15 protein-coding genes and 1 tRNA gene are annotated in these 20,814 nt (G+C 59.5%); 10 read left to right on the plus strand and 6 right to left on the minus strand.

Going from position 1 to position 20,814, the window contains the following annotated elements:
• The first annotated feature begins 49 nt into the window (after positions 1-49).
• Positions 50-1,231 (plus strand): NAD(P)/FAD-dependent oxidoreductase, encoded by a 1,182-nt coding sequence (locus tag CRP02_RS14010; protein WP_097171514.1) that lies wholly within the window; start codon positions 50-52, stop codon positions 1,229-1,231.
• A 316-nt stretch (positions 1,232-1,547) separates the two neighbouring features.
• Here the strand turns inward: CRP02_RS14010 and CRP02_RS14015 are convergent, their stop codons facing one another.
• The gene (locus CRP02_RS14015) at positions 1,548-1,895 is read right to left on the minus strand and encodes a hypothetical protein (RefSeq protein ID WP_179784022.1); all 348 of its coding nucleotides are present in this window, start codon (positions 1,893-1,895) and stop codon (positions 1,548-1,550) included.
• An 83-nt stretch (positions 1,896-1,978) separates the two neighbouring features.
• Here CRP02_RS14015 and CRP02_RS14020 point away from each other — a divergent pair, with 83 nt between their 5' ends.
• Entirely contained in the window at positions 1,979-2,851 is an 873-nt protein-coding gene (locus CRP02_RS14020; protein WP_097171516.1) for a LysR family transcriptional regulator, read from the plus strand.
• A 6-nt stretch (positions 2,852-2,857) separates the two neighbouring features.
• On the opposite strand, the gene CRP02_RS14025 is transcribed toward CRP02_RS14020, so the two are convergent.
• A complete protein-coding gene (locus tag CRP02_RS14025; protein ID WP_003515151.1) occupies positions 2,858-3,115 on the minus strand; it encodes a hypothetical protein in 258 nt (85 codons plus the stop codon).
• A gap of 83 nt (positions 3,116-3,198) precedes the next feature.
• Positions 3,199-4,488, minus strand: coding sequence for an isocitrate lyase (gene aceA / locus CRP02_RS14030; RefSeq protein ID WP_097171517.1), 1,290 nt, complete (start codon positions 4,486-4,488; stop codon positions 3,199-3,201).
• A 254-nt stretch (positions 4,489-4,742) separates the two neighbouring features.
• Here aceA and CRP02_RS14035 point away from each other — a divergent pair, with 254 nt between their 5' ends.
• The 5 genes from CRP02_RS14035 (at position 4,743) to CRP02_RS14055 (ending at position 10,481) form a co-directional block, all read left to right on the plus strand.
• Positions 4,743-6,158, plus strand: coding sequence for a helix-turn-helix domain-containing protein (locus CRP02_RS14035; protein WP_097171518.1), 1,416 nt, complete (start codon positions 4,743-4,745; stop codon positions 6,156-6,158).
• 151 nt (positions 6,159-6,309) lie between these two features.
• Positions 6,310-7,407: a polyamine ABC transporter substrate-binding protein gene (locus CRP02_RS14040; RefSeq protein WP_003515154.1), complete on the plus strand. Its 1,098-nt coding sequence runs from the start codon at positions 6,310-6,312 to the stop codon at positions 7,405-7,407.
• 179 nt (positions 7,408-7,586) lie between these two features.
• Complete coding sequence (locus CRP02_RS14045) at positions 7,587-8,744, plus strand: ABC transporter ATP-binding protein (RefSeq protein ID WP_013635505.1); 1,158 nt, start codon at positions 7,587-7,589, stop codon at positions 8,742-8,744.
• Positions 8,745-8,755: 11 nt separating this feature from the next.
• A complete protein-coding gene (locus CRP02_RS14050) occupies positions 8,756-9,664 on the plus strand; it encodes an ABC transporter permease subunit (protein ID WP_003515156.1) in 909 nt (302 codons plus the stop codon).
• 4 nt (positions 9,665-9,668) lie between these two features.
• Positions 9,669-10,481, plus strand: a complete 813-nt coding sequence (locus CRP02_RS14055; RefSeq protein WP_097171519.1) for an ABC transporter permease — start codon at positions 9,669-9,671, stop codon at positions 10,479-10,481.
• A 311-nt stretch (positions 10,482-10,792) separates the two neighbouring features.
• Here the strand turns inward: CRP02_RS14055 and CRP02_RS14060 are convergent, their stop codons facing one another.
• Positions 10,793-12,451, minus strand: a complete 1,659-nt coding sequence (locus CRP02_RS14060) for an ABC transporter permease (protein ID WP_323455367.1) — start codon at positions 12,449-12,451, stop codon at positions 10,793-10,795.
• A gap of 85 nt (positions 12,452-12,536) precedes the next feature.
• On the minus strand, positions 12,537-16,289 hold the full coding sequence (locus tag CRP02_RS14065) for a PAS domain-containing sensor histidine kinase (protein WP_097171520.1): 3,753 nt from the start codon (positions 16,287-16,289) through the stop codon (positions 12,537-12,539).
• A 361-nt stretch (positions 16,290-16,650) separates the two neighbouring features.
• On the opposite strand from CRP02_RS14065, the gene CRP02_RS14075 reads away from it, so the two are divergent.
• The 3 genes from CRP02_RS14075 (at position 16,651) to CRP02_RS14085 (ending at position 19,262) form a co-directional block, all read left to right on the plus strand.
• Positions 16,651-16,727 (plus strand) — tRNA-His (locus CRP02_RS14075).
• A gap of 166 nt (positions 16,728-16,893) precedes the next feature.
• Positions 16,894-18,525 (plus strand): Ppx/GppA phosphatase family protein, encoded by a 1,632-nt coding sequence (locus CRP02_RS14080; protein ID WP_179784023.1) that lies wholly within the window; start codon positions 16,894-16,896, stop codon positions 18,523-18,525.
• The gene (locus CRP02_RS14085) at positions 18,522-19,262 is read left to right on the plus strand and encodes an RlmE family RNA methyltransferase (protein WP_097101564.1); all 741 of its coding nucleotides are present in this window, start codon (positions 18,522-18,524) and stop codon (positions 19,260-19,262) included. Before CRP02_RS14080 ends, CRP02_RS14085 begins: the two co-directional genes overlap by 4 nt.
• Here CRP02_RS14085 and CRP02_RS14090 read toward each other — a convergent pair whose 3' ends face one another.
• Complete coding sequence (locus CRP02_RS14090; protein WP_003515163.1) at positions 19,263-20,660, minus strand: MDR family MFS transporter; 1,398 nt, start codon at positions 20,658-20,660, stop codon at positions 19,263-19,265.
• Positions 20,661-20,814 lie beyond the last annotated feature (154 nt).

A 20,814-nucleotide genomic window follows, 5' to 3' on the forward strand; every position in this document is an offset into this window, starting at 1 on the left:
CGGGCGACACTTCGAAAAGAGGAAAGGGAGAAGCAAACGGAAAACAACTATGGCAGACAAATGTGACGTGCTGATTTTGGGGGCGGGGGCTGCCGGCATGATGTGCGCCATCCGCGCCGGCCAGCGCGGCCGCTCCGTCATCCTCCTCGACCACGCCAAGACGCCGGGCGAGAAAATCCGTATCTCCGGCGGCGGACGCTGCAATTTCACCAACATCCACGCCGGGCCGAAGAACTATCTCTCCGCCAACCCGCATTTCGCCAAATCCGCACTTGCCCGTTACACGCCGCGTGATTTCATCGCTCTGGTCGAAAAACATCGTATCGCCTGGCATGAAAAGACGCTTGGGCAGTTGTTCTGCGACGATAGCGCCAAGGACATCATCCGCATGCTGCTCGGCGAAATGCAGGCTGCAAAGGTGAAGTTGAGGCTCGAAACTGCCGTCTCTGATGTCGCCCATGATGGTGGGCGGTTTCGGGTGACGACCTCCGGCGGCGTCATCGAGGCGGAAAGCCTTGTGGTCGCAACGGGCGGCAAGTCGATCCCGAAAATGGGTGCGACGGGTTTTGCCTACCAGATTGCCGAGCAGTTCGGCCTGTCGCTCATCGAGACGCGCCCTGGCCTCGTGCCGCTGACGCTTGATCCTGCGGCGCTGGAAAGGCTGAGCCCCCTTGCCGGTGTTGCCGTGCCAGCCGAAATTTCCCACGGCAAAACGGCGTTCAACGAAGCACTGCTGTTTACCCATCGGGGCCTAAGCGGCCCCTCAATCCTGCAAATCTCCTCCTATTGGCGGGAGGGCGACACGATCCGCCTGAAACTGGAGCCGGCGCGCGATATCGTTGGCTTGCTCCGGCAGGCGAAACAGAAGAACGGCCGCCAGTCGGCCCAGACCGCTCTTGCGGAAATCCTGCCGAAACGGCTCGCCCAACATGTTGTCGAAAAATCCGGCCTCACCGGCAATCTTGCCGATATGTCCGATAAAGCTCTGGCGACGTTGGCAAATGAGGTGCAGGACTGGCACATCAAGCCTGCCGGTTCCGAGGGATATCGCACGGCGGAAGTCACGCTTGGCGGCGTGGATACGACCGGCCTCGATTCCCGCAGCATGGCAGCGAAAACCGTGTCGGGCCTCTATTTCATCGGCGAATGTGTTGACGTGACCGGCTGGCTTGGCGGTTATAATTTCCAGTGGGCCTGGGCCTCCGGCCAGGCGGCAGGGGAGTTTGCGTGAGACTGCCGCCGATTGTCAGAGCATTCTCGCTTCTCTCCGCCGTCATACCGGCCCTGATCCGCTATCCAGCCAGCCCAAGTCCCTTGGCTAAAAAGGACATCTCGCCGCACGGACGTGCGTCCGCTGGACCCCGGATCTGGTCCGGGTGACGGGGTGCGGATATACGCCTTCGCCAAACTCACTTTCGTTGCCTGAGTTACAGTACGTGCTCGCTCTTTTAATAATCTGTTAATAGGCACGGAGTCATCTTGACAGAATGCCAGCAAAGCCGGATCGCGTTGTGGTTCCGCTGTACATGATGTCATGCTGGAGGCTCTTAACAGGGCATGGGTCGGTTGAGTTTTTCGTCAGGAGCCCGCGCATGAACAGATCCGCACATCGCCGCCCTCGCGCCATTGCCATCGCCCGCGCCGAAAGCGAGAGCAGGCAGTTGGCCTTTCGCCTGACTGCAATCGCAGCCGGTGCCGTGGCTGCCCTGATCGCCCTTTTTTACTAAGGTCAGGCTCTTCGCTTTCGCCCTTGCAGCAATCGCGGTAAAAAGCCGCCCCGGCCAGGATGCCTCAGCCATATCGGCATAGAATTTCTCTTCTTGCCGGATGGCTTCCCGCCGCGTGCGCGGCGTCTGGTTTTCGATGATGGCCAATGCTGAATAAAATACGTGCATGTCGCTCTCCATGTTGCGGAGGGCCATGATGCGCGCCGTTTTTTGTTTTATCTGCGCAAGAAAATGCGCTACGTTTTTCACCAATGAAAAACGTCACTTGGGATTCATACCAACTTTTCCTCGATGTGTCACGCAGCGGCGGCCTGACGGGCGCTGCGGCGCTGACGGGTTTGAGCCCTGCGACTATCGGGCGACGCATGGTCGAACTGGAGGAGCGTATCGGCAAGGCGCTGTTCCAGCGCAGCCAGACGGGATACGCGCTGACACCGGATGGCCGCGCGCTGTTTGACCGTCTTCAGGCGATGGAAAACGCGGCAAAGGATATCGAGGGATGGCAAAAGGCGTCGTCGGCCTCTTCCGTCGTGCGCATTGCTGTCGGCACCTGGAATGCCTGGCTGCTGGCAGTAAATTTCTCCGCCATCTGCACGGATCGCGATGATTTCCGCATCGACCTTTTCATTGCCGAACAGAGGGCGTCTTTGGCGCACCGTGAAAACGACATTGGCATTCGCGCTTTCGAGCCCGAGGAACGCAACCTCGCTGCCGTCAAGACGGGGGAGGTGGCCCATGCGCCCTACAGGTTGCGCAACGCCGCCAGCTCCGTTTCAGACCGGTGGTTGGCGGTGGCGGAAGAAAACGCCATTTCCGCCTACCTGCGCTGGCCGCATGAAAACCGGCGGGACAATATCGTGGTGACCGTCAACAGGCCGACGGCACTGCTCGATCTCACGCTGGCCGGAGCAGGGGTTGCCGTGCTGCCATGTTTCGTAGGCGATGCCGATGCGCGGCTGATGCGTGAGGATGACGAAATCGAAGCGCTTCGTCACAATCAGTGGATCGTCATGAACAATGACGATCGCCACCGCCGCGATATACGGACGGTGGCGGACCGGATGACGAGGCTGATCAAGGGGCATTCCGATTTGTACGCCGGGCGAAAAAGCCGTCCGGCATGAGCGGTGTCACGCAGCAGCACTTCCCTGCGCGACGATGACCGGGATCAGAAGATCGCCCCAGTTGCCGCCCCCGCCGTGATGGCGGGCTGAGCGGACGAGTTCAACGGAAACACCGGCCTCGACTGCCTTCATGACGGCCTGGTTGAGGCGGTGCAGATCGTTGGCCAGCATGCGGATGGCGACCTGTTGATCCTGCGTCATGGCGGAGGACTGTTCCTCGGCGCGTTCCTTGACGTGGGTCTTGATGGGGTTATGGGCATTCATGGCATTTCTCCTCTCTTTATTGGTTGGGGTTCTTGATGCGATTTGCAAGCCCTTCCCGTTCAAGGGAAGGGGAGTTTTACGGTTTATTCCGCCGCCGGGCGGAACTGGTCGTGCTCGGTGGATTCCTTCATGGCGGTGGTCGAAGACGTGCCGCCCGAGATTGTCAGCGACACGGCGTCGAAGTAGCCGGTGCCGACCTCGCGCTGGTGTTTGGTGGCGGTGTAGCCGTTAACTTCGGCCGCGAATTCCGCTTCCTGAAGCTCGGAATAGGCCGCCATCTGCCGGTCCTTGTAGCCGCGTGCCAGTTCGAACATGCCGTAATTCAGCTGGTGGAAGCCGGCCAGCGTGATGAACTGGAACTTGTAGCCCATTGCCCCGAGTTCGCGCTGGAACTTGGCAATCGTCGCGTCGTCGAGGTGCTTTTTCCAGTTGAACGACGGCGAGCAATTGTAAGCAAGCTTCTTGCCGGGATGCACCTTGTGCACGCCCTCGGCAAACCTGCGCGCCTGCTCGAGATCTGGCTTGGAGGTCTCGCACCAGATCAGATCGCAATAGGGCGCATAGGCCACTGCACGGGCGATGCAGGGTTCAAGACCGTTCTTCACCTGATAAAAACCCTCGACGGTGCGGCCGGCATCGTAATCAACGAAGGGCTGGTCGCGCTCGTCAATGTCAGAGGTCAAAAGCTTGGCTGCCTCCGCATCGGTGCGGGCGATGACCAGCGTCGGCACGCCCATGACGTCGGCTGCAAGTCGTGCCGCCGTCAGGTTGCGAATATGCGCCGCCGTGGGGATCAGAACCTTGCCGCCGAGATGGCCGCACTTCTTTTCAGATGCCAGCTGGTCTTCATAGTGAACACCGGCTGCACCCGCCTCGATGAATGCCTTCATGATCTCGAAGGCGTTGAGCGGTCCGCCGAAACCGGCTTCCGCATCGGCAACGATCGGCGCGAACCATGTGTCGACCGAAAGGCCCTTGCCCTCTGCCGTCTCGATCTGGTCTGCCCGTTGCAAGGTGCGGTTGATGCGCTTTGCAAGCTCTGGCGCCGCATTGGCGGGGTAGAGCGATTGGTCCGGATACATGGCGGAGGCCGTGTTGGCATCTGCCGCAACCTGCCAGCCGGAAAGATAGATCGCCTTCAGCCCGGCGCGAACCATCTGCATGGCCTGGTTGCCGGAAAGCGCGCCGAGCGCATTGATGAAATTCTCTTCGTTGATCAGCTTCCACAGCCGGTTGGCACCCATCTCGGCCAGTGAATGGCGGATTTCGACGGAGCCGCGCAGCCGCTCCACGTCGGCGGCGGTATAAGTGCGCTCAATGCCGTCGAAGCGTCCCTGCGGTGCGCCCGGAACAAGTTTGTAAAAATCCGTCATACTTCTCTCTCCCATGACAAATGCGGTTTTAGAAATGTGCTGTCTTCAACTGTGTGAAGCGCCGTTCGATGTGACTACATTTACATTTTCGAGAGTTAGAGCGCCAGAATAAACATAAAAACAGTGACTTGAAAGAGGTTATCCTGTAGTGTGCATGACAGGGTGGAGCTGTAAAATTGTAAATTTTGTAAAAGCCTCATGCCCGGCGATTTTGTAACAGGCTTGTATGAGTCTTTCGATGAGAGGTTGAGGCTTTGTCGGAAAACAAGATTTTTGCTGGCCCGCGCGTGCGTCGTATTCGCAACGGTCTGGCGCTGACGCAAACGGCCATGGCCGAGGCGCTGGCGATTTCGCCTTCCTATCTCAATCTCATCGAGCGCAATCAGCGGCCGCTGACCGTGCAACTGCTCTTGAAGCTTGCTTCAGTCTACAAGGTGGATCTGGACGACATGCAAGGCGAGAGTGCCGGTTCCGCCGGGCAATTGCGCGAGGTCTTCGCCGATCCGCTCTTGGTGGGCGAGGTGCCGTCGCCGCAGGAGCTGATCGAGGTGGCAGATGCCGCGCCCAATGCGGCAAGTGGCGTCGTCAAGCTGTACAGGGCGTATCGGGAACAGGCGCAGCGCCTTTCCGACCTCTCGGATCTTCTGGCGCGCGAGGGACATGAGACGGCGCTTTCCTCCACCCGCCTGCCGATCGACGAAGTGCGGCACGTCTTTGAAAACCGGCCGGCCTATGTCCATTCCATCGATGCGGCGGCAGAAGAGCTCCACAAGCAATTGTTGGGGGGCGAAGATCTCGCCGCGGGCCTTCGCGCATGGCTTCAGAAAAACCACGGTATCGTGGTCAGAACCCTGCCGGTCCATGCCATGCCCAATCTGCGGCGGCGTTATGACCGCCATTCCATGCGGCTGTTTTTGTCCGAGCGCCTGTCGCAGCCGGATCAGCTCAGGGAAATGGCGATGGAAACCTGTCTTCTGGCGCTTCGCGAGGAGATTGGCGCTGAGCTGGAGACGCTTGGCCTGAAGGGGGAAGAGGCACGGCGCATCGCCCGCTTCGAGCTGGCGCGTTATGCCGCCCATGCCCTGATGATGCCCTATGGCGTGTTTTTGAGTGCCGCCCAGCGCGCGAAATACGATCTCGATGTCCTGCGGTCGCGCTTCAATGTGTCGTTCGAGCAGGCCGCCAACAGGCTCGTCAGCCTGCAAAGGCCGACGGCTGCGGCAATCCCGTTCTTTTTGATGGAGATTGACAATGCCGGCAACCGTTTCCGTCTTGCGGGCGCTGGTGGGTTCCCGAGGGCACGGTTTGGTGGCCTCTGTCCGCGTCTTAATATCCACGCAGCTTTTGCCCAGCCGGGGCAGGTGCTGGTGGAGCCGGTGGAGATGCCTGACGGTGACGCCTTCCTGACGGTGTCGCGCACGCTTGAAGGCCCGCAGGCCGGTTTCGGCGAAAGGGTGCGGCGAACGGCCGTGCTTCTGGGCTGCGAACTCGCCCAGGCCGGGGAGACGGTTTATGGGGCTGCCGGCGCAGGTGGGCCGACCATTGCCATTGGTCCCTCGTGCCGGCTGTGTGAAAGGCAGGGCTGTCTGTCGCGGGCGGAAGCCCCGCTGACGAGGCCGCTCGGTCTGGACGAAATGGTGACCGGTCTTAGTGTTTTCGACTTCCAGTAGAGGTTTCGCATCACTTTTTTTCCGGTGGAACACATTCGGTTGAAAATGCTGTGCTGCACATTTCCCGCTTGCTCCCTTTTGTTTTCCTTTCTAGTCTCACTAAAAAAGGGGATCACGCTTCCGTCACGAGGATGCGTTAACAGGAGAAATCATGAAAAACCGTTCGCTCCGTTTCACTTTGGCTCTCACGACGGCGCTCGTTGCTGCAGGCTCGGCAATGGCCCAGGAGAAGGTCGTTCACGTCTTTAACTGGTCGGATTATATCGACGAATCGATCCTTACCGATTTCACCAAGGAAACCGGCATCAAGGTCGTTTACGACGTATTCGACAGCAACGAACTCGTGGAAACGAAGCTTCTGGCCGGCAGCTCCGGCTACGACGTGGTGGTGCCGACCGGCCCCTTCCTCGCCCGCCAGATCAATGCCGGTGTTTTCCAGAAACTCGACAAGTCCAAGTTGCCGAATCTGAAGAACATGTGGCCGGATGTCTCCGAGCGTCTGGCGAAATACGACCCCGGCAACGAGTATGCCGTGAACTACATGTGGGGCACCACCGGCATCGGCTATAACGTCGCCAAGGTGAAGGCGGCTCTCGGTGATGTTCCGGTCGACAGCTGGGATATTCTCTTCAAGCCGGAAAATGCCGAAAAGCTGAAATCCTGTGGCATCAATATTCTCGATGCATCGGACGAGACCTTCGCCATCGCGATGAATTACCTCGGCAAGAACCCGGACAGCAAGGAAACGGCCGATCTGGAAGCGGGCGGTGCCGTCTATTCGAAGATCCGTCCCTTTGTGAAGACCTTCAACTCCTCCGCCTATATCGACGAGCTGGCGAATGGCGACAGCTGCATCACGATCGGCTGGTCGGGTGACATTCTTCAGGCCAAAAAGCGTGCCGAAGAAGCCAAGAACGGCGTCGAAGTGAACTACGTCATCCCGAAGGAAGGCACCTATATGTGGTTCGACAACCTTGCCATCCCGGCGGATGCCAAGAATGTCGAGGAAGCTCACACCTTCATAAACTACCTGATGCGGCCGGAAGTCATCGCCAAGGCGTCCAACTATGTTCAGTATGCGAACGGCAACCTTGCCTCGCAGGCGCTGATGGATCCGTCGGTTGCCAAGAACCCGGCGGTCTACCCCAATGCCGAGACGATGAAGAAGCTCTTCACCATCTCGCCCTACGGACCGAAGGAACAGCGTGTCTTGAACCGCGTCTGGACGCAGATAAAGACCGGTAGCTGATAGCTCCGCGCGCTGGTTGAGAAACGGCCGGCGGGCCTGTTTCTCTGATACCTTGCCGGCAGGTCACGCAACCTGCCGGCGCTGCCCGCCTCATGGCATCGGACCGAAAAGTGTGACGCGGTTTTCGGGAAATCCGATGCTCAAATCTACAAAATCAACGGGATTTGAGGGTAGGGTGAATGGCGAAAACTCTGGGGCCGGTCAAACGCAAATTTAGCCCTTGGGACAATCCCGATGCGGTTCCCTTCATCCGTTTTGAAAACGTCACCAAGCGGTTTGGCGATTTCGTCGCCGTCGATAATCTGACGCTCGATATTTACGAGCGGGAGTTCTTTTCGCTGCTCGGTCCTTCCGGCTGCGGCAAGACCACGCTGATGCGCATGCTGGCCGGTTTCGAGGAACCGACCAATGGGCGTATTCTCCTCCAGGGCAAGGATATTTCTGGCGTGCCGCCCTACAAGCGCCCGACCAATATGATGTTTCAGTCCTACGCCCTTTTCCCGCATATGTCGGTGGAGAAGAACATTGCCTTCGGTCTGGAGCAGGACGGTCTGCCCAAGGCAGAAATATCCTCGCGGGTCGAGGAAATGCTGCGGCTCGTCAAGCTCAGCGAGTTTGCCAAGCGCAAGCCGAGCCAGCTTTCGGGCGGCCAGCGGCAGCGCGTGGCGCTTGCCCGCTCGCTTGCCAAGCGGCCGAAGGTGCTTTTGCTGGATGAACCGCTCGGTGCACTCGACAAGAAGCTGCGCGAGGAAACCCAATTCGAGCTGATGGACATCCAGACCAATCTCGGCCTCACCTTCCTGATCGTCACCCATGACCAGGAAGAGGCAATGACGGTGTCGGACCGGATCGCGGTCATGGACAAGGGCATTGTGGTGCAGGTGGCAACGCCTGCCGAGATCTACGAGGCGCCGAACAGCCGTTACGTGGCGGATTTCATCGGCGACATCAATATTTTCGACGCCAATGTCGTCACTAACGCGTCCGATATCGGCAAGCCGGGACTGGTGACACTCGATTGCGACGGGCTGACAGTTGCCGTGGAGCAGGAATGCGCCGCTGTCACCGGAAGCCGGGTGGCTTTCGCCATCCGCCCGGAAAAGGTCCGCATTTCGCTCGATCAACCCACCGACAGCGCCGTCAATTCCGCTTATGGCGAAGTCTGGGATATCGGCTATCTCGGTGACTTCTCGGTGTTCATCGTCAAGCTTGCCGATGGCCGTGTCATCCGTGCAGCGCAGGCGAATGTCTCGCGTCTCGTGGATCGCCCGATCACCTTCGGCGATATGGTGTGGTTGAACTGGAAACAGGATTCCGGTCTTGTGCTAACGCACTGAGGGAGGCTTTTATGGCGATCACCACTCCTGAAAACCGGCAAAGTCCCTGGCGATGGCTGGTCGTCGCGGTTCCCTATTTCTGGCTGATGCTGTTTTTCGCAGCGCCCTTTTTCATCATTTTCAAAATATCGCTTTCGGATACGGCGATATCCATGCCGCCCTATACGCCGGTCTTCGAAGGGTTTTCGAAGCTTGGCGCGTTCTTCTCGCAGCTGGATTTCGAAAACTACCTGTTTCTGACGGAAGACCCGCTCTACATCGACGCCTATCTCTCGTCGCTGCGCATCGCATTCATCTCCACCTTCCTGTTGTTGCTGATCGGTTATCCCATGGCGCTTGCCATGGCGCGTTCGCCGTCATCCATCCGCCCGACGCTGGTGATGCTGGTCATCCTGCCATTCTGGACCTCGTTCCTGATCCGCGTTTACGCCTGGATCGGTATTTTGAAGCCCGAAGGTCTGCTGACGGTGCTGTTCCAATGGCTCGGTTTTCTGGGGCCGGACCAGCAGGTCAATATCTTCCGCACCGAGACGGCGATCTTCATCGGCATCGTCTATTCCTATCTGCCGTTCATGGTGCTGCCGCTTTATTCGGCGCTGGAAAAATTCGACAATACGCTTCTGGAAGCGGCGGCCGATCTGGGTTGCCCGCCCTGGAAAGCCTTCTGGAAGATTACCTTCCCGCTGTCCCTGCCGGGCGTGGTGGCCGGGTCGATGATCTGTTTCATCCCGATAACCGGCGAATTCGTCATTCCCGATCTGCTTGGCGGTGCGCAGACGCTGATGATCGGCAAGACGCTCTGGACGGAATTCTTCGGCAACCGCGACTGGCCCCTGGCATCCGCCGTTGCGGTGCTGCTTCTACTGTTGCTGGTGGTGCCCATCGCCATCTTCCAGAACCAGCAGAAGAAAGTCGGGTGAGGCCATGAAACGCGGAAAATTCGACATCACCGTCCTGACCCTTGGTTTTGCCTTTCTCTATATCCCGATCATCATCCTGATCGTTTATTCCTTCAATGCCTCTAAGCTGGTCACTGTCTGGGGCGGATTTTCGCTGCAATGGTACAAGTCCATGTGGTCGAACCAGGGGCTGATGGATGCAGCCTGGGTGACGCTTCGTGTTGGTATTTTGAGCGCCACCATCGGCACCATCCTCGGAACGCTGGCGGCGCTGTCTCTGACGCGCTTTGCGCGCTTTCCGGGACGGGTGCTGTTTTCGGGCATGATCTATGCGCCGCTCGTCATGCCGGAGGTCATTACCGGTCTGTCGCTGCTGCTGCTGTTCGTGGCCGTTGGGGTGGATCGCGGCTTCTGGACGGTGGTCATCGCCCACACCACCTTCACCATGTGTTATGTGGCGATCGTCGTGCAGTCGCGCCTGTTGAACTTTGATCGCAGCCTCGAGGAAGCAGCGCTCGATCTCGGTTGCCCGCCGGTCAAGACCTTCTTCAAAATTACCCTGCCGCTGATCTTCCCGGCCGTCATCGCCGGCTGGATGCTGGCGTTTACGCTGTCGCTCGATGATCTCGTGATCGCAAGTTTCGCCACTGGTCCAGGTGCGACGACGCTGCCAATCAAGATTTATTCGCAGGTTCGTCTTGGCGTCACACCGGAGATCAACGCCATCTGCACGATCCTTATCGGGCTTGTCACAATCGGCGTGATTGTTGCTTCCATCGCCTCCAAACGCACGGAACTCCAGCGAATGAAGGACGAACACGCAGCCGCGCGCAACTGATCGAATATTCCTCTCCGATTTCTACGCGTTACTGTTGAGGCGTCGATAAAATTAGAAACCTGTAATTTAGTTTTTGACTTTTACGGTCTCAAAATAGGAATTATCGTCGGTAATTGATCGATTTTGGTTTTAACCGCTTGTTAATAGGAGTTGGCGGAAAGTAAATCCCAACGCAGGGCTGTCAAACTTTCGATAGCCGGGATTGATAATTTCCATATGGCGAGGTTGTCCCCCTTTCTCTCGTTAAAAAAGCACAACTAATACAGGCGGCCGAGAGGCCGCCTTTCTTTTTGCCGCCATGCGGGTTGCCTTCAGCGGTTTTCCGGATGATCCATCGATTTCGACACGAGAAGCACGGGGATAAGCCCGGCAATAATGATGATGATCGCCGGAACGGCGGCATCCTGCACTCTTGAGCGGGACGCGTCTTCATAGACCAGCGTGGCGAGCGTGTTGAAGCCGAAGGGCCGCAGCAGGATCGTCGCCGGCAACTCCTTCATGGATTCGATCAGTACCAGAAGAAAGGCTGTCAGCGCCGCAGGCCGCATATTCGGCAGCAGCACCTTGAACAGTGTCTGCAACCGGTTGCGCCCAAGCGTTCGCGAGGCCATGTCGATATGCGGCGAGAGCTTCTGGAACCCGGCATCAAGCGTTCCCTCCGCCATGGTCATGAAGCGCACCGAATGGGCGTAGATGATGGCAAAGGCAGTGCCTGACAGCAGCAGGCCGCTCGAAAATCCGAAATGGGAGCGGACAAACCCGTCGACGTGATTGTCGAGGCCGGCCAGGGGAATGAGCACGCCGATGGCGAGCACCGTTCCCGGCACGCCATATCCCATGGAGCCAAGTCGCGCGGCCACCTTGGACGTGCGCGAGCGCTCGGTGCGGATGGCATAGGAAAACACGAAAGCCGCAATCAGAGTGACGAAGGCGGCGGAAAGCGAGACCTCGAGACTGTGACCGAGTGCTTTCAGCAGCTTCGGCGCAAACAGCGCATCCAGCCTTTTTGCGGCGTAACCGCCAAGAACGATGACGGGAATGAGGAAACCACTCGCCACGGGAACGATGCAGAAGAGGCTTGCAGACCAGCGCCGCCAGCCGCGAAGGCTTTTCAACCGGTGGCGTTGCGCCATGGTCGTGGCTTTTGGAGCGGCAAAGCGCTGTTTTTCGCGGGCATTGCGTTCGATGAAGATCAACGCGCCGACGATGAGCAGAATGACGGCGGCGATCTGTGTCGCATTGGCAAGATTGCCGCGATTGAGCCAGGTCTCGTAGATCGTAAAAGTCAGCGTCTGGACACCGAGATATTCGACGGCGCCAATATCGTTCAGCGTTTCCATCAGGACCAGCGAAAGACCGATGGCGATCGCCGGCCGCGCCATCGGCAATTGCACGGAAAAGAATACGCCAAGCGGTTTCGCACCAAGCGTGCGCGCAGCTTCGGCCGCAAACCGTCCCTGCATGGAAAAGGCGGCGCGGGCCGACAGATACACATAAGGGTAAAGCACCGAACTCAGAACCACCACGGCGCCGCCAAGCGAGCGTACGTCCGGAAACCAGTAGTCGCGGATGCTGTGATAGCCGAAGGCGGCGCGAAGGGCGCTTTGTACCGGGCCGGTGAAATCGAGGAACTCGCCGAAAGCATAGGCTGCCAGATAGGAGGGAATGGCGAGCGGCAGGACAAGTGCCGCCGACAATACCCGCCGCAACGGGAATTCGAAGGTAGTGACGAGCCAGGCGCAGGCAATGCCGAAGAATGCCGTCGTTGCGGCCGTCATCGCCAGCAGCAGGAAGGTGCGAAACCCGGCGCGCGGCAGAACATTGGCTAGAAGATGTTGCCATCCTTCCGTGCTGCCGGTCAGCGCCAGCCAGAAGACCGCCAGAACAGGCATGGCTGCGATGGCTGCGACGATGACCGCCGTGATGGGCAACAATGAAACGCGTCTTGTTGCCGGAATGGAAACCGTCATGGAAATGCCAGCCTGCTGTCCTGCGAAAGCCTCAACCGGCTGTCCGTTTAGCCGGCGGTTCCCGCATTGCTACGCCCGCATGGCCTCAGTTGGCAAGAACCCGCTGCGAGGGAAAGGTAATTTCCACCAGCGTTCCCTCGTTCGGTGTCGAGGTGATGGAGAAGTTCGCCCGGTTGGCGTCCACCATCGCCTTGGTCAAGGGAAGGCCAAGCCCGGTGCCATCGCCGCGCACGCGCTTGCCTGATGATGCCACCTGCCGGAACGGCTTCATGGCCTGTTCCAGCTCCGCCCGGGTCATGCCGATGCCGGTATCGCGGATACGCAGCGCGACGCTGCCATTGGCCTCATAGGCGGTGGAAACCACGATCTGGCCGCCTGATGGCGTGAAGCGGATGGCGTTCGACAGGATGTTGAGCACGATCTGCTTGATCGAGCGCAGGTCGGCAACGATCTGTGGAACGGATTGCGAAAGCGCCGTGCGGATGATGACGCGCTGATTGTTGGCCTGCGGTTGCACCAGCGAGACCGCCTCGGCCACCGTCTCGTTCAGCGGAACCGCTATGAAATCGACATCCATCTGCCCGGCTTCGATCTTGGAGATATCGAGGAGGTCATTGACGATATCGAGCACATGCCGACCCGAACGTCCGATATCATTGGAATATTCCACATAACGCGGATGACCGATCGGCCCGAAACGCTCGGTCGCCATCATGTCCGCAAAGCCGATGATGGCGTTGAGAGGCGTGCGGATTTCGTGGCTGACACGCGCAAGAAAATCGGTCTTGTGCGCATTGGCGGTTTCCGCCGCGCGCTTGGCGTTGCGTAGCTCTTCTTCCGTGCGCTTCCACTGGGTGATGTCACGGATGACCACGCAATAGCCGTGCGAGGATTTGAGCCGTCCGATCGTCATGAACAGCGGCAGAAAACCGCCGGATGCCTCGCGGCCGATCACCTCGCGGCCATCGTTCAGCACGCTGGCGACACCGTTATTGGCAAGGCCGGAGAGATAGTCCAGCACCGCACGCTGGCTCTCATGCGCAAACAGGGTGACGAAGGGTTTCCCGGCGATTTCGCCATTGTCGTAGTTGAACAGCGCACTGGCGGAGCGATTGAGCGAACGGATTTCGCCGTCGTCTCCCAAAAGCACCACACCATCCGTTGCCGTTTCCAGAATGGAATGCAGTTCCTCGACTTCGCCCTGCAATACGGAAACGCTGCCTGCGTCGGCATTCGCGGTCTCGGCCGCTGACGTATTCTCGTTGGCTGCCGTAACCGGTGCCTGCTTTTCTTCCAGCGGAACCAGCGACAGCATCAGCGCCTTGGTGTCTTCCCAGCGGATGGATTGCAGCCGTGCCTTGACCGGAATGATGTCATTTTCGGCGCTCACGACGACCATGCCGCCTTCGTTATCAGGCATATCCTCAAGCTCCTGCCGTTGCAGCAGGGCTTCCAGTCCGCCGACCTCGTCCAATTCATCGAGAGAGCCGTAGCCCGTCAGCCGCAGGAAATCCGGATTGGCATGGATCAGCCTGTCACCGGCATGCACCAGCAGTGCCACGGGCATCTGGTCCAGCGTTTCGGCGCTCAGCGCATCGGCGGGGCGCAGCGGTGGGCTAACCATCGCAGCGGCGATATCGGCCGCCGGTGCGACTTCGGTTAAGGCGACTGTCTTTTCTTCGATCTGGATTTCATCGGCAGGCTTGTTCGTGGCCGCAGGGCGTTCGCCGCGAACATAGTCCGCGAAGAGATCGTCTTCCTCAGCCGGTTCTGTGGCATTAACGTCTTCTTCCAGCACGGGCGGCAGGTCCACCTGTGTTACGGCGTTTATGTCGTCATGGATATCCTGCGCAGCCGGCGCGGCAGAAGGAGCGTCTTCTTCCGCCTTCGGGTCTTCGTCTGAAACGGCGTCTACGGGTGCCAGCGTCCGGCCGATTTCGCGGAAGGCGGCCTGCTCGCCTGCGGTCAGGCCCTCGCGGGAGCGCCAGCGGCGCTCTTCCAGATGGACGACCTTGTCGGAGTAGGTTGGCTCCGGCTCTGGTTCTGGTTCCGGGGTCGGTACGACAGCCAAGGCCGGCACTTCGAATTCCGGCGGGCTGTAATCGTGGGGCCGCTCTTCGTCCGAAATCTCGGCTGGCGCATCTTCAGCGGCCGGGGTTTCGTCATCGAGCTCATCGAGAAAAGCCAGCAATCCCTCGTCTTCATCCTCGGCAGCCGGCTGCGGCAAAACCTCGGTTTGAAGGGCGTCTTCGCCGTGCAGGAAGGTGAGGCCGGTGGCGTGCGGATCCTCTGCGGCATCGGCCAGCCGCACGATGCCGAAACCACGGAAACCGTCAAATTCGCGCGAGCGCGTATAGGTGGGCAGGGCGGCGAGATCGATCGGCACCATGAGAGACGTGCCTTCGACCGGCCAATAGATCGTCTTGCCCGACCAGGTATCACGGCGGCCAAGAAGCTCACGAATCTTGCCTTCCGGATCGAGATTGAGCAGTGCCGCCACATCGGCAAAACTCATGCCTTCGACAGCTGCCGCCTTCGCGCCCACAGCCTCCGCAAATTCGTGCGAGATCGAGCTGAAGCGGCCCTCGGCATCGATTTTCCAGACGAAACGGGATGCACGCGCGCCGGCGTTGAAAACAAAAGGCCGGGGTTCGTCGGTCGGTTCCACGGCAGCCGGGACATCCTCTTCAACTGGTACAGCGGCCTGCGCCGCTATTGTTTCAGCGACCTCATCTTCCGCCTCTGCGCGCTCCACGTCCGGGGCCTGTTCGGTATGGTCTTCGCTGGAAGCCTGGCCAGTTGCCGGAACCTCTGCCTCATCCGCATCCAGCTCGAAGAGATCGGCAATATCGTCCGTCATCGCCGCATTCGCAGCCGTATCGGCATCCTCCAGCGGGACATCCGCCGGGGCATCCGTTTCTTCTTCTACTGCAAGCAATGGCAGGACGGCTTCCTCATCCTGTTCCACCGTCACTTCGTCTTCGACGTCGGAAGGCAGTTCCGGCACGTCCTCCACATCTTCTATCCCGGCGACGGCGTCGAGCACGGAATCGAACGAGGCAGCCGTTGCGGCAACAGGCGCGGTCTCGGCAACCGGCAAAGCCGGTTGGGCGGCGGCCGGGGTTTCCTGCGGCTTGTCTTCGGCAAAGCCGTTAACGGGATCGAGTGTCCCGAGCGCGGTTTCGACCACGAACAACAGATTGAGTTCTGGCGATGTCGTGATCTGGCCGGCGGCGGCGGGCATGTAACCCTTGCCGGTCGGCACGGGCCGTTTGACGAGGTGGCCAGTCTGACCTGCGGCCATCCTAACCAGCGTCTTTGCCGTATGCGGCGTGATGCCGAGCGACGCAAACTTGGCCGAAGCGGCAACGACCTCGTTATCGCCATTGATGACAGCGATATGGATATCGGGATCGTCAAAGCCTTCAATCATGCGCCTTGCGCATTCCGCCGTGTCGGGTGCGGCCTGATCGGTGAGGGCGGAAAACAGAATAGCAGGCTGGCCCGGTTCGGCCTCGATGATTTCCGCCTTGGCGGTAACGGCAAGGCTGCGGAAGCCGGCATTGATGCGAATGGTAAATAGCAGGCTGTCGCCCGTCTTCGAAAGACGCGCCGCCGTCGCGGCCAGCTGCCGGAAGGTCACGTCCTGCCGTTTGGGTCCCTGTTCCAGAAAATCATAGACCATCGGCGTGCCGAACAGCGCTGCACCGCGCCCATTGGCCCAGAGCGCGCTCTGAAGATCGAGCGAGAACAAAGCCATCGCCTCGCCGCGCCCGAAACCTTCGCGCACCCGTTCATGCACTGCGATATCGATAAAGGGATACTGGACGGCGGGCATGTCGAAACCTATTCTGGCACTACCGGACCTTGCGAGGCTTTCGGCTTCCTCATGAAGCTGAAACGTAAACCCGCTGAGGCACCACGTTAACAGAATTTTAAATAACTTCACAGGGCGGCGCGGTCCACCGCCGCCTGAATGAATCGCCAAATAGAGTTAACATGAACAGGCCCGGCGAGACCCGTTCTGGCCCCGTTCCAGATTACAAGCGGTATACCCGGCTATCGACGGTTGCCAGCTCTGGCGCAATGAAAACCGCTTGCCTTTCCAAGCCTTTTTTCGCAAAATTCGCTGAAGGACTTGCAAATAGCGAAAACACCTTTTATGTCACCCCCCGTGGCGCCGGTTCGGCGTTTGATGTGCGGTTGTAGCTCAGTTGGTTAGAGCGCAGGTTTGTGGCACCTGAGGTCGGAGGTTCGAGACCCCCCAACCGTACCATCTCCAATTTCCTAAAGTTCCTGAAAATCATTGCAGCGATTTCGAGCCCGATTTGGGTTATCGCAAACGCATGTCTTTGCCGCGCGTCGACTGTGCGGTTTTCTCGCTTCCAAAAACCATTTGGCTAAAATCTCTTGCGCTGGTATTGTCCGCCCAACGAAACCTTATGAAAGCCAGCAGCATAGCGTCTACGCTTGTGCGCGGCGAAATGGACAAGACAGTGATCGACCCCGGAAACGGCCCAAAGCCGTCGGAACAAGGGGCGTCGGTGGCAAACAAAGGGAAAGCGAAGCGATCCCGTCGTGGCAAGAAAAACAGGCGTGACGGTAAACCCCGTGACGTTGCTGTGCTGTCGCATGATGTTGCCGCGGATGTTCCGGCCGGTTCCCCCTATGTATCGGCTCTCGAGCCGGATGCCGAACCGCGCAAAAGAAAGCGGCGTCGGCGTTCCCGTGGCAAAGGCACCTCCCATCAGACGCCGCCTGCTGCCAGTGAGCAGCCAGAGGCTGTCATCGCAACGGATGCCACCAATCCATCCTCCGTGCCGCCTGCTGGCGGTCGCAAGTCGCGTAACCGCAAGCGGGCTCACCGTGATCCGCGCAGCCGCGATCCGCAGGGTCGCCCGCTGGTTCCCTCCCATGCGCCCCGACATATCGGCAAGCAGAACGGGCGCGCCAATGGGGCGGCTCAGGAACCGCACCGGCAACAATCCGAAATGTCCGCCCGTCACGGCGCGCGCCATCAAGAGCATGGTTCCGAATTCGCAACGGACATGTATGCGGCGCTCGATCTCGGCACCAATAATTGCCGACTGCTGATCGCGCAGCCGACACGCCCCGGCCAGTTCCGGGTCGTCGATGCCTTTTCGCGCATCGTCCGGCTGGGCGAGGGGCTGGTATCGACCGGCCGTCTTTCAGACGATGCCATGGATCGCGCGGTGGAGGCTCTCAAGGTCTGCTCCTCGAAACTTGCTGGACGCCCGATCAGGCGTATGCGCCTCATCGCCACCGAAGCTTGCCGGGCAGCAACCAATGGCGAGGAGTTTCTGGAGCGGGTTACCCGGGAAACCGGGCTCAAGCTTGAGATCATCAGCCGCGAGACGGAAGCGCGTCTCGCCGTTTCGGGTTGCGCCTCCCTCGTCGGGCGTGAAGCCCGTTCGGTGGTGCTGTTCGATATCGGCGGCGGATCGTCGGAAATCGCGGTCATCAAGGTCGGCGAAAACCGTTCCAACCGGCTCGCCAACCACATCACCCACTGGACATCGTTGCCGGTCGGCGTTGTTACCCTCTCGGAACGCCATGGCGGCCGCGATGTGACGCCGGATGTGTTTGCCGCCATGGTGCGGGAAGTCGAGGGGTTGCTGGATGCCTTCCAGTGCCCGCCTCTGGCGCCGCTTGCGCATCACGAGGATTTTCACCTGATCGGAACCTCGGGTACGGTGACGACACTTGCGGGCGTTCACCTCGATCTACCGCGCTACGATCGCCGCAAGGTGGATGGCCTCTGGCTTTCCGATACCGAGGTGACGGCGATGCAGGACAAGCTTCTGGCATGGGATTTTGCCGGCCGCGCCGCCAATGCCTGCATCGGTCCTGACAGGGCCGATCTGGTTCTGGCCGGCTGCGCCATCCTCGAGGCCATTCGCCGTCGCTGGCCGGCGCGACGCATGCGTGTGGCCGATCGCGGGCTGCGCGAAGGCCTGTTGACGGATATGATGGCGGATGACGGCGCATGGCGGCGTAACCGGATAAGGCGCATGCAGATGGCACGGCAGGACAGAACGGAAGGTTTGACATGAGCAAGGCGCCCACAAGCACCAATCGCACCGGCCGAAAGATCGGTCAGAAGGTCAAGAAGACCAAGCTCAAGGCCTCATCGCGCCGCTGGCTGGAACGTCATATCAACGACCCCTATGTGCAGCGCGCCAAGCTGGAAGGTTATCGCGCCCGCGCCGCCTTCAAGCTTCTGGAAATCAACGACAAGCACCAGATCCTGAAGGGTGCCACCCGCATCATCGACCTTGGTGCGGCACCCGGAAGCTGGTCGCAGATCGCTTCGAAGGTGACGGATTCCACTGAGGATGATATCCGCGTCGCGGCTATCGATTTTCTCGAAATCGATCCCATCCCCGGCGTGAAGATCCTGCAGCTCGACTTCCTCGATCCGACCGCACCGGACCAGTTGATGGAGGCCGTTGGCGGCACGCCGGATCTGGTACTGTCCGACATGGCGGCACCAACCACAGGCCACCAGAAGACGGACCACATCCGAACCATGCATCTGTGCGAAGTCGCAGCCGATTTCGCGGTTCAGGTGCTGGCGGAAGGTGGCCATTTCCTTGCCAAGACCTTCCAGGGCGGCACGGAAAAGGCGTTGCTCGACATGCTGAAGAAGAACTTCAAGCAGGTCCTGCATATCAAGCCGGCGTCCTCGCGCTCGGAATCGGTCGAAATGTTCCTGCTCGCCAAGCATTTCAAGGGCCGGACGGCCGCAACGCAGTCCGTTATGCACGTCGATGAGGCGGACGAAGACTAATCACTCTGCCGGTTGCGAAACCTTGCCGCGGTGGCCGGAAACGGCCGCGCCGGCTTGCGCGTCCATGCGGATGATCGGCACGATTGCAAACAGCGAGACCAGCGCCACGATGGTGAAGGCAACGTGGAAATCGGCAAGCTGCAGATGCGAGCCGGACAACATGCTGCTGACTTCCAGGATGGCGGCTGCGAAAGCCACGCCGAGCGCAAGGCTGATCTGTTGCAGCACGGATGCCATCGAAGTCGCCTGACTTGCCTGGCTGTCGTCTATATCGGAATAGCTGAGCGCGTTGGATCCGGTAAAGAAGAAGGAACGGGCAAAGCCCGCCGTGACCAGGCAGATCATGATCAGCGGGTAGGGCGTTTCCGGCGTGAAGAAGCTGTTGGCGAGCGTCGTGAAGGCGCCGACGATGCCGGCTCCGATCAGCGTTGATCTGAACCCCGTTGCGGCAAAGACCCGCTTGGCCATGAATTTCGTGGTGATCGCGCCGATTGCCCCGGCAAAGGTGATCATGCCTGATTGAAACGGGTTGAGCCCGAAACCGATCTGCAACATCAACGGCATCAGGAAGGGAATGGCGCCCGTGGAAATGCGGAAGGCGGTGCCGCCAACGGTGGCCGCCCGGAATGTCGGGTTGCGGAAAATGCGGAAATCCAGAATGGGGGCAGGGTGGTTTGCCGCGTGGCGCACATAAAGAAAGCCGCAGATGAAACCGATGACCGTCGAGGCGATGCCGATGGCGGGCGGCAGTGCCGGAAGGCTGACGACCGACACGCCGAAAACCACGCCCGATGCTGCAAGGCCGGATAACACGAAACCCTTGCCGTCCATCGGTGGCGGATTGGTGGTCTCGATTTCAGGCAGGAAGATCGTCGACAGCCAGATGCCGATGACGCCGATGGGCACGTTGATGAGGAAAATCCAGTGCCATGAAAAATAGGTGGTGATGAAGCCGCCGATCGGCGGGCCGGTCAGAGGCCCGACAAGCGCCGGTATCGTCAAAAGCGCCATGGCGGAAACCAGCTCGCTGCGTTGCGTCGTCCGTAGGAGGACGAGGCGGCCGACGGGCGTCATCATCGCCCCGCCCATGCCTTGCAGGAAGCGCGAGACGACGAATTCGAATACTGATGACGAGACCGCGCAGCAGATCGAACCGACGACGAAGACGCCGATGGCGAAACGGAAGATTTTCTTCGCGCCGTATTTGTCGGCCATCCAGCCGCTGATGGGAATGAAGATCGCCAGCGACACCATATAGGCCGTCAGGGCGAGCTTGAGCGTGATCGGACCCACATGGAGATCGGCCGCAATGGCCGGAAGCGATGTGGCGATGACGGTAGAGTCCATCTGCTCCATGAAGAGAGCGACTGCCAGGATCAGGGGAATGATGCGGTTCATGAGGCTGCCTGCGGCTCTCCGCTGCGACAATGGTATCGCAGTTCCTCCTACGCCTGATGGGCCGACTTGCCAACACGTTAATTATCAATTTCTGAAGTTCCGATCAAACCTGCGTGAGGCCGGTTTTCTTGCAACTTTCTCGCTCTATTGTCCG

It is taken from the genome of Rhizobium sp. AN5 (assembly GCF_900215255.1).
GTDB lineage: Bacteria > Pseudomonadota > Alphaproteobacteria > Rhizobiales > Rhizobiaceae > Agrobacterium > Agrobacterium tumefaciens.

Excerpts from the sequence above, each read along its gene's own strand:
- CRP02_RS14010 (WP_097171514.1), top strand. The coding sequence starts at position 50 with ATGGCAGACAAATGTGACGTGCTGATTTTGGGGGCGGGGGCTGCCGGC.
- CRP02_RS14015 (WP_179784022.1), bottom strand. The coding sequence starts at position 1,895 with ATGCACGTATTTTATTCAGCATTGGCCATCATCGAAAACCAGACGCCG.
- CRP02_RS14020 (WP_097171516.1), top strand. The coding sequence starts at position 1,979 with ATGAAAAACGTCACTTGGGATTCATACCAACTTTTCCTCGATGTGTCA.
- CRP02_RS14025 (WP_003515151.1), bottom strand. The coding sequence starts at position 3,115 with ATGAATGCCCATAACCCCATCAAGACCCACGTCAAGGAACGCGCCGAG.
- aceA (WP_097171517.1), bottom strand. The coding sequence starts at position 4,488 with ATGACGGATTTTTACAAACTTGTTCCGGGCGCACCGCAGGGACGCTTC.
- CRP02_RS14040 (WP_003515154.1), top strand. The coding sequence starts at position 6,310 with ATGAAAAACCGTTCGCTCCGTTTCACTTTGGCTCTCACGACGGCGCTC.
- CRP02_RS14045 (WP_013635505.1), top strand. The coding sequence starts at position 7,587 with ATGGCGAAAACTCTGGGGCCGGTCAAACGCAAATTTAGCCCTTGGGAC.
- CRP02_RS14050 (WP_003515156.1), top strand. The coding sequence starts at position 8,756 with ATGGCGATCACCACTCCTGAAAACCGGCAAAGTCCCTGGCGATGGCTG.
- CRP02_RS14055 (WP_097171519.1), top strand. The coding sequence starts at position 9,669 with ATGAAACGCGGAAAATTCGACATCACCGTCCTGACCCTTGGTTTTGCC.
- CRP02_RS14060 (WP_323455367.1), bottom strand. The coding sequence starts at position 12,451 with ATGACGGTTTCCATTCCGGCAACAAGACGCGTTTCATTGTTGCCCATC.
- CRP02_RS14065 (WP_097171520.1), bottom strand. The coding sequence starts at position 16,289 with ATGCCCGCCGTCCAGTATCCCTTTATCGATATCGCAGTGCATGAACGG.
- CRP02_RS14080 (WP_179784023.1), top strand. The coding sequence starts at position 16,894 with ATGAAAGCCAGCAGCATAGCGTCTACGCTTGTGCGCGGCGAAATGGAC.
- CRP02_RS14085 (WP_097101564.1), top strand. The coding sequence starts at position 18,522 with ATGAGCAAGGCGCCCACAAGCACCAATCGCACCGGCCGAAAGATCGGT.
- CRP02_RS14090 (WP_003515163.1), bottom strand. The coding sequence starts at position 20,660 with ATGAACCGCATCATTCCCCTGATCCTGGCAGTCGCTCTCTTCATGGAG.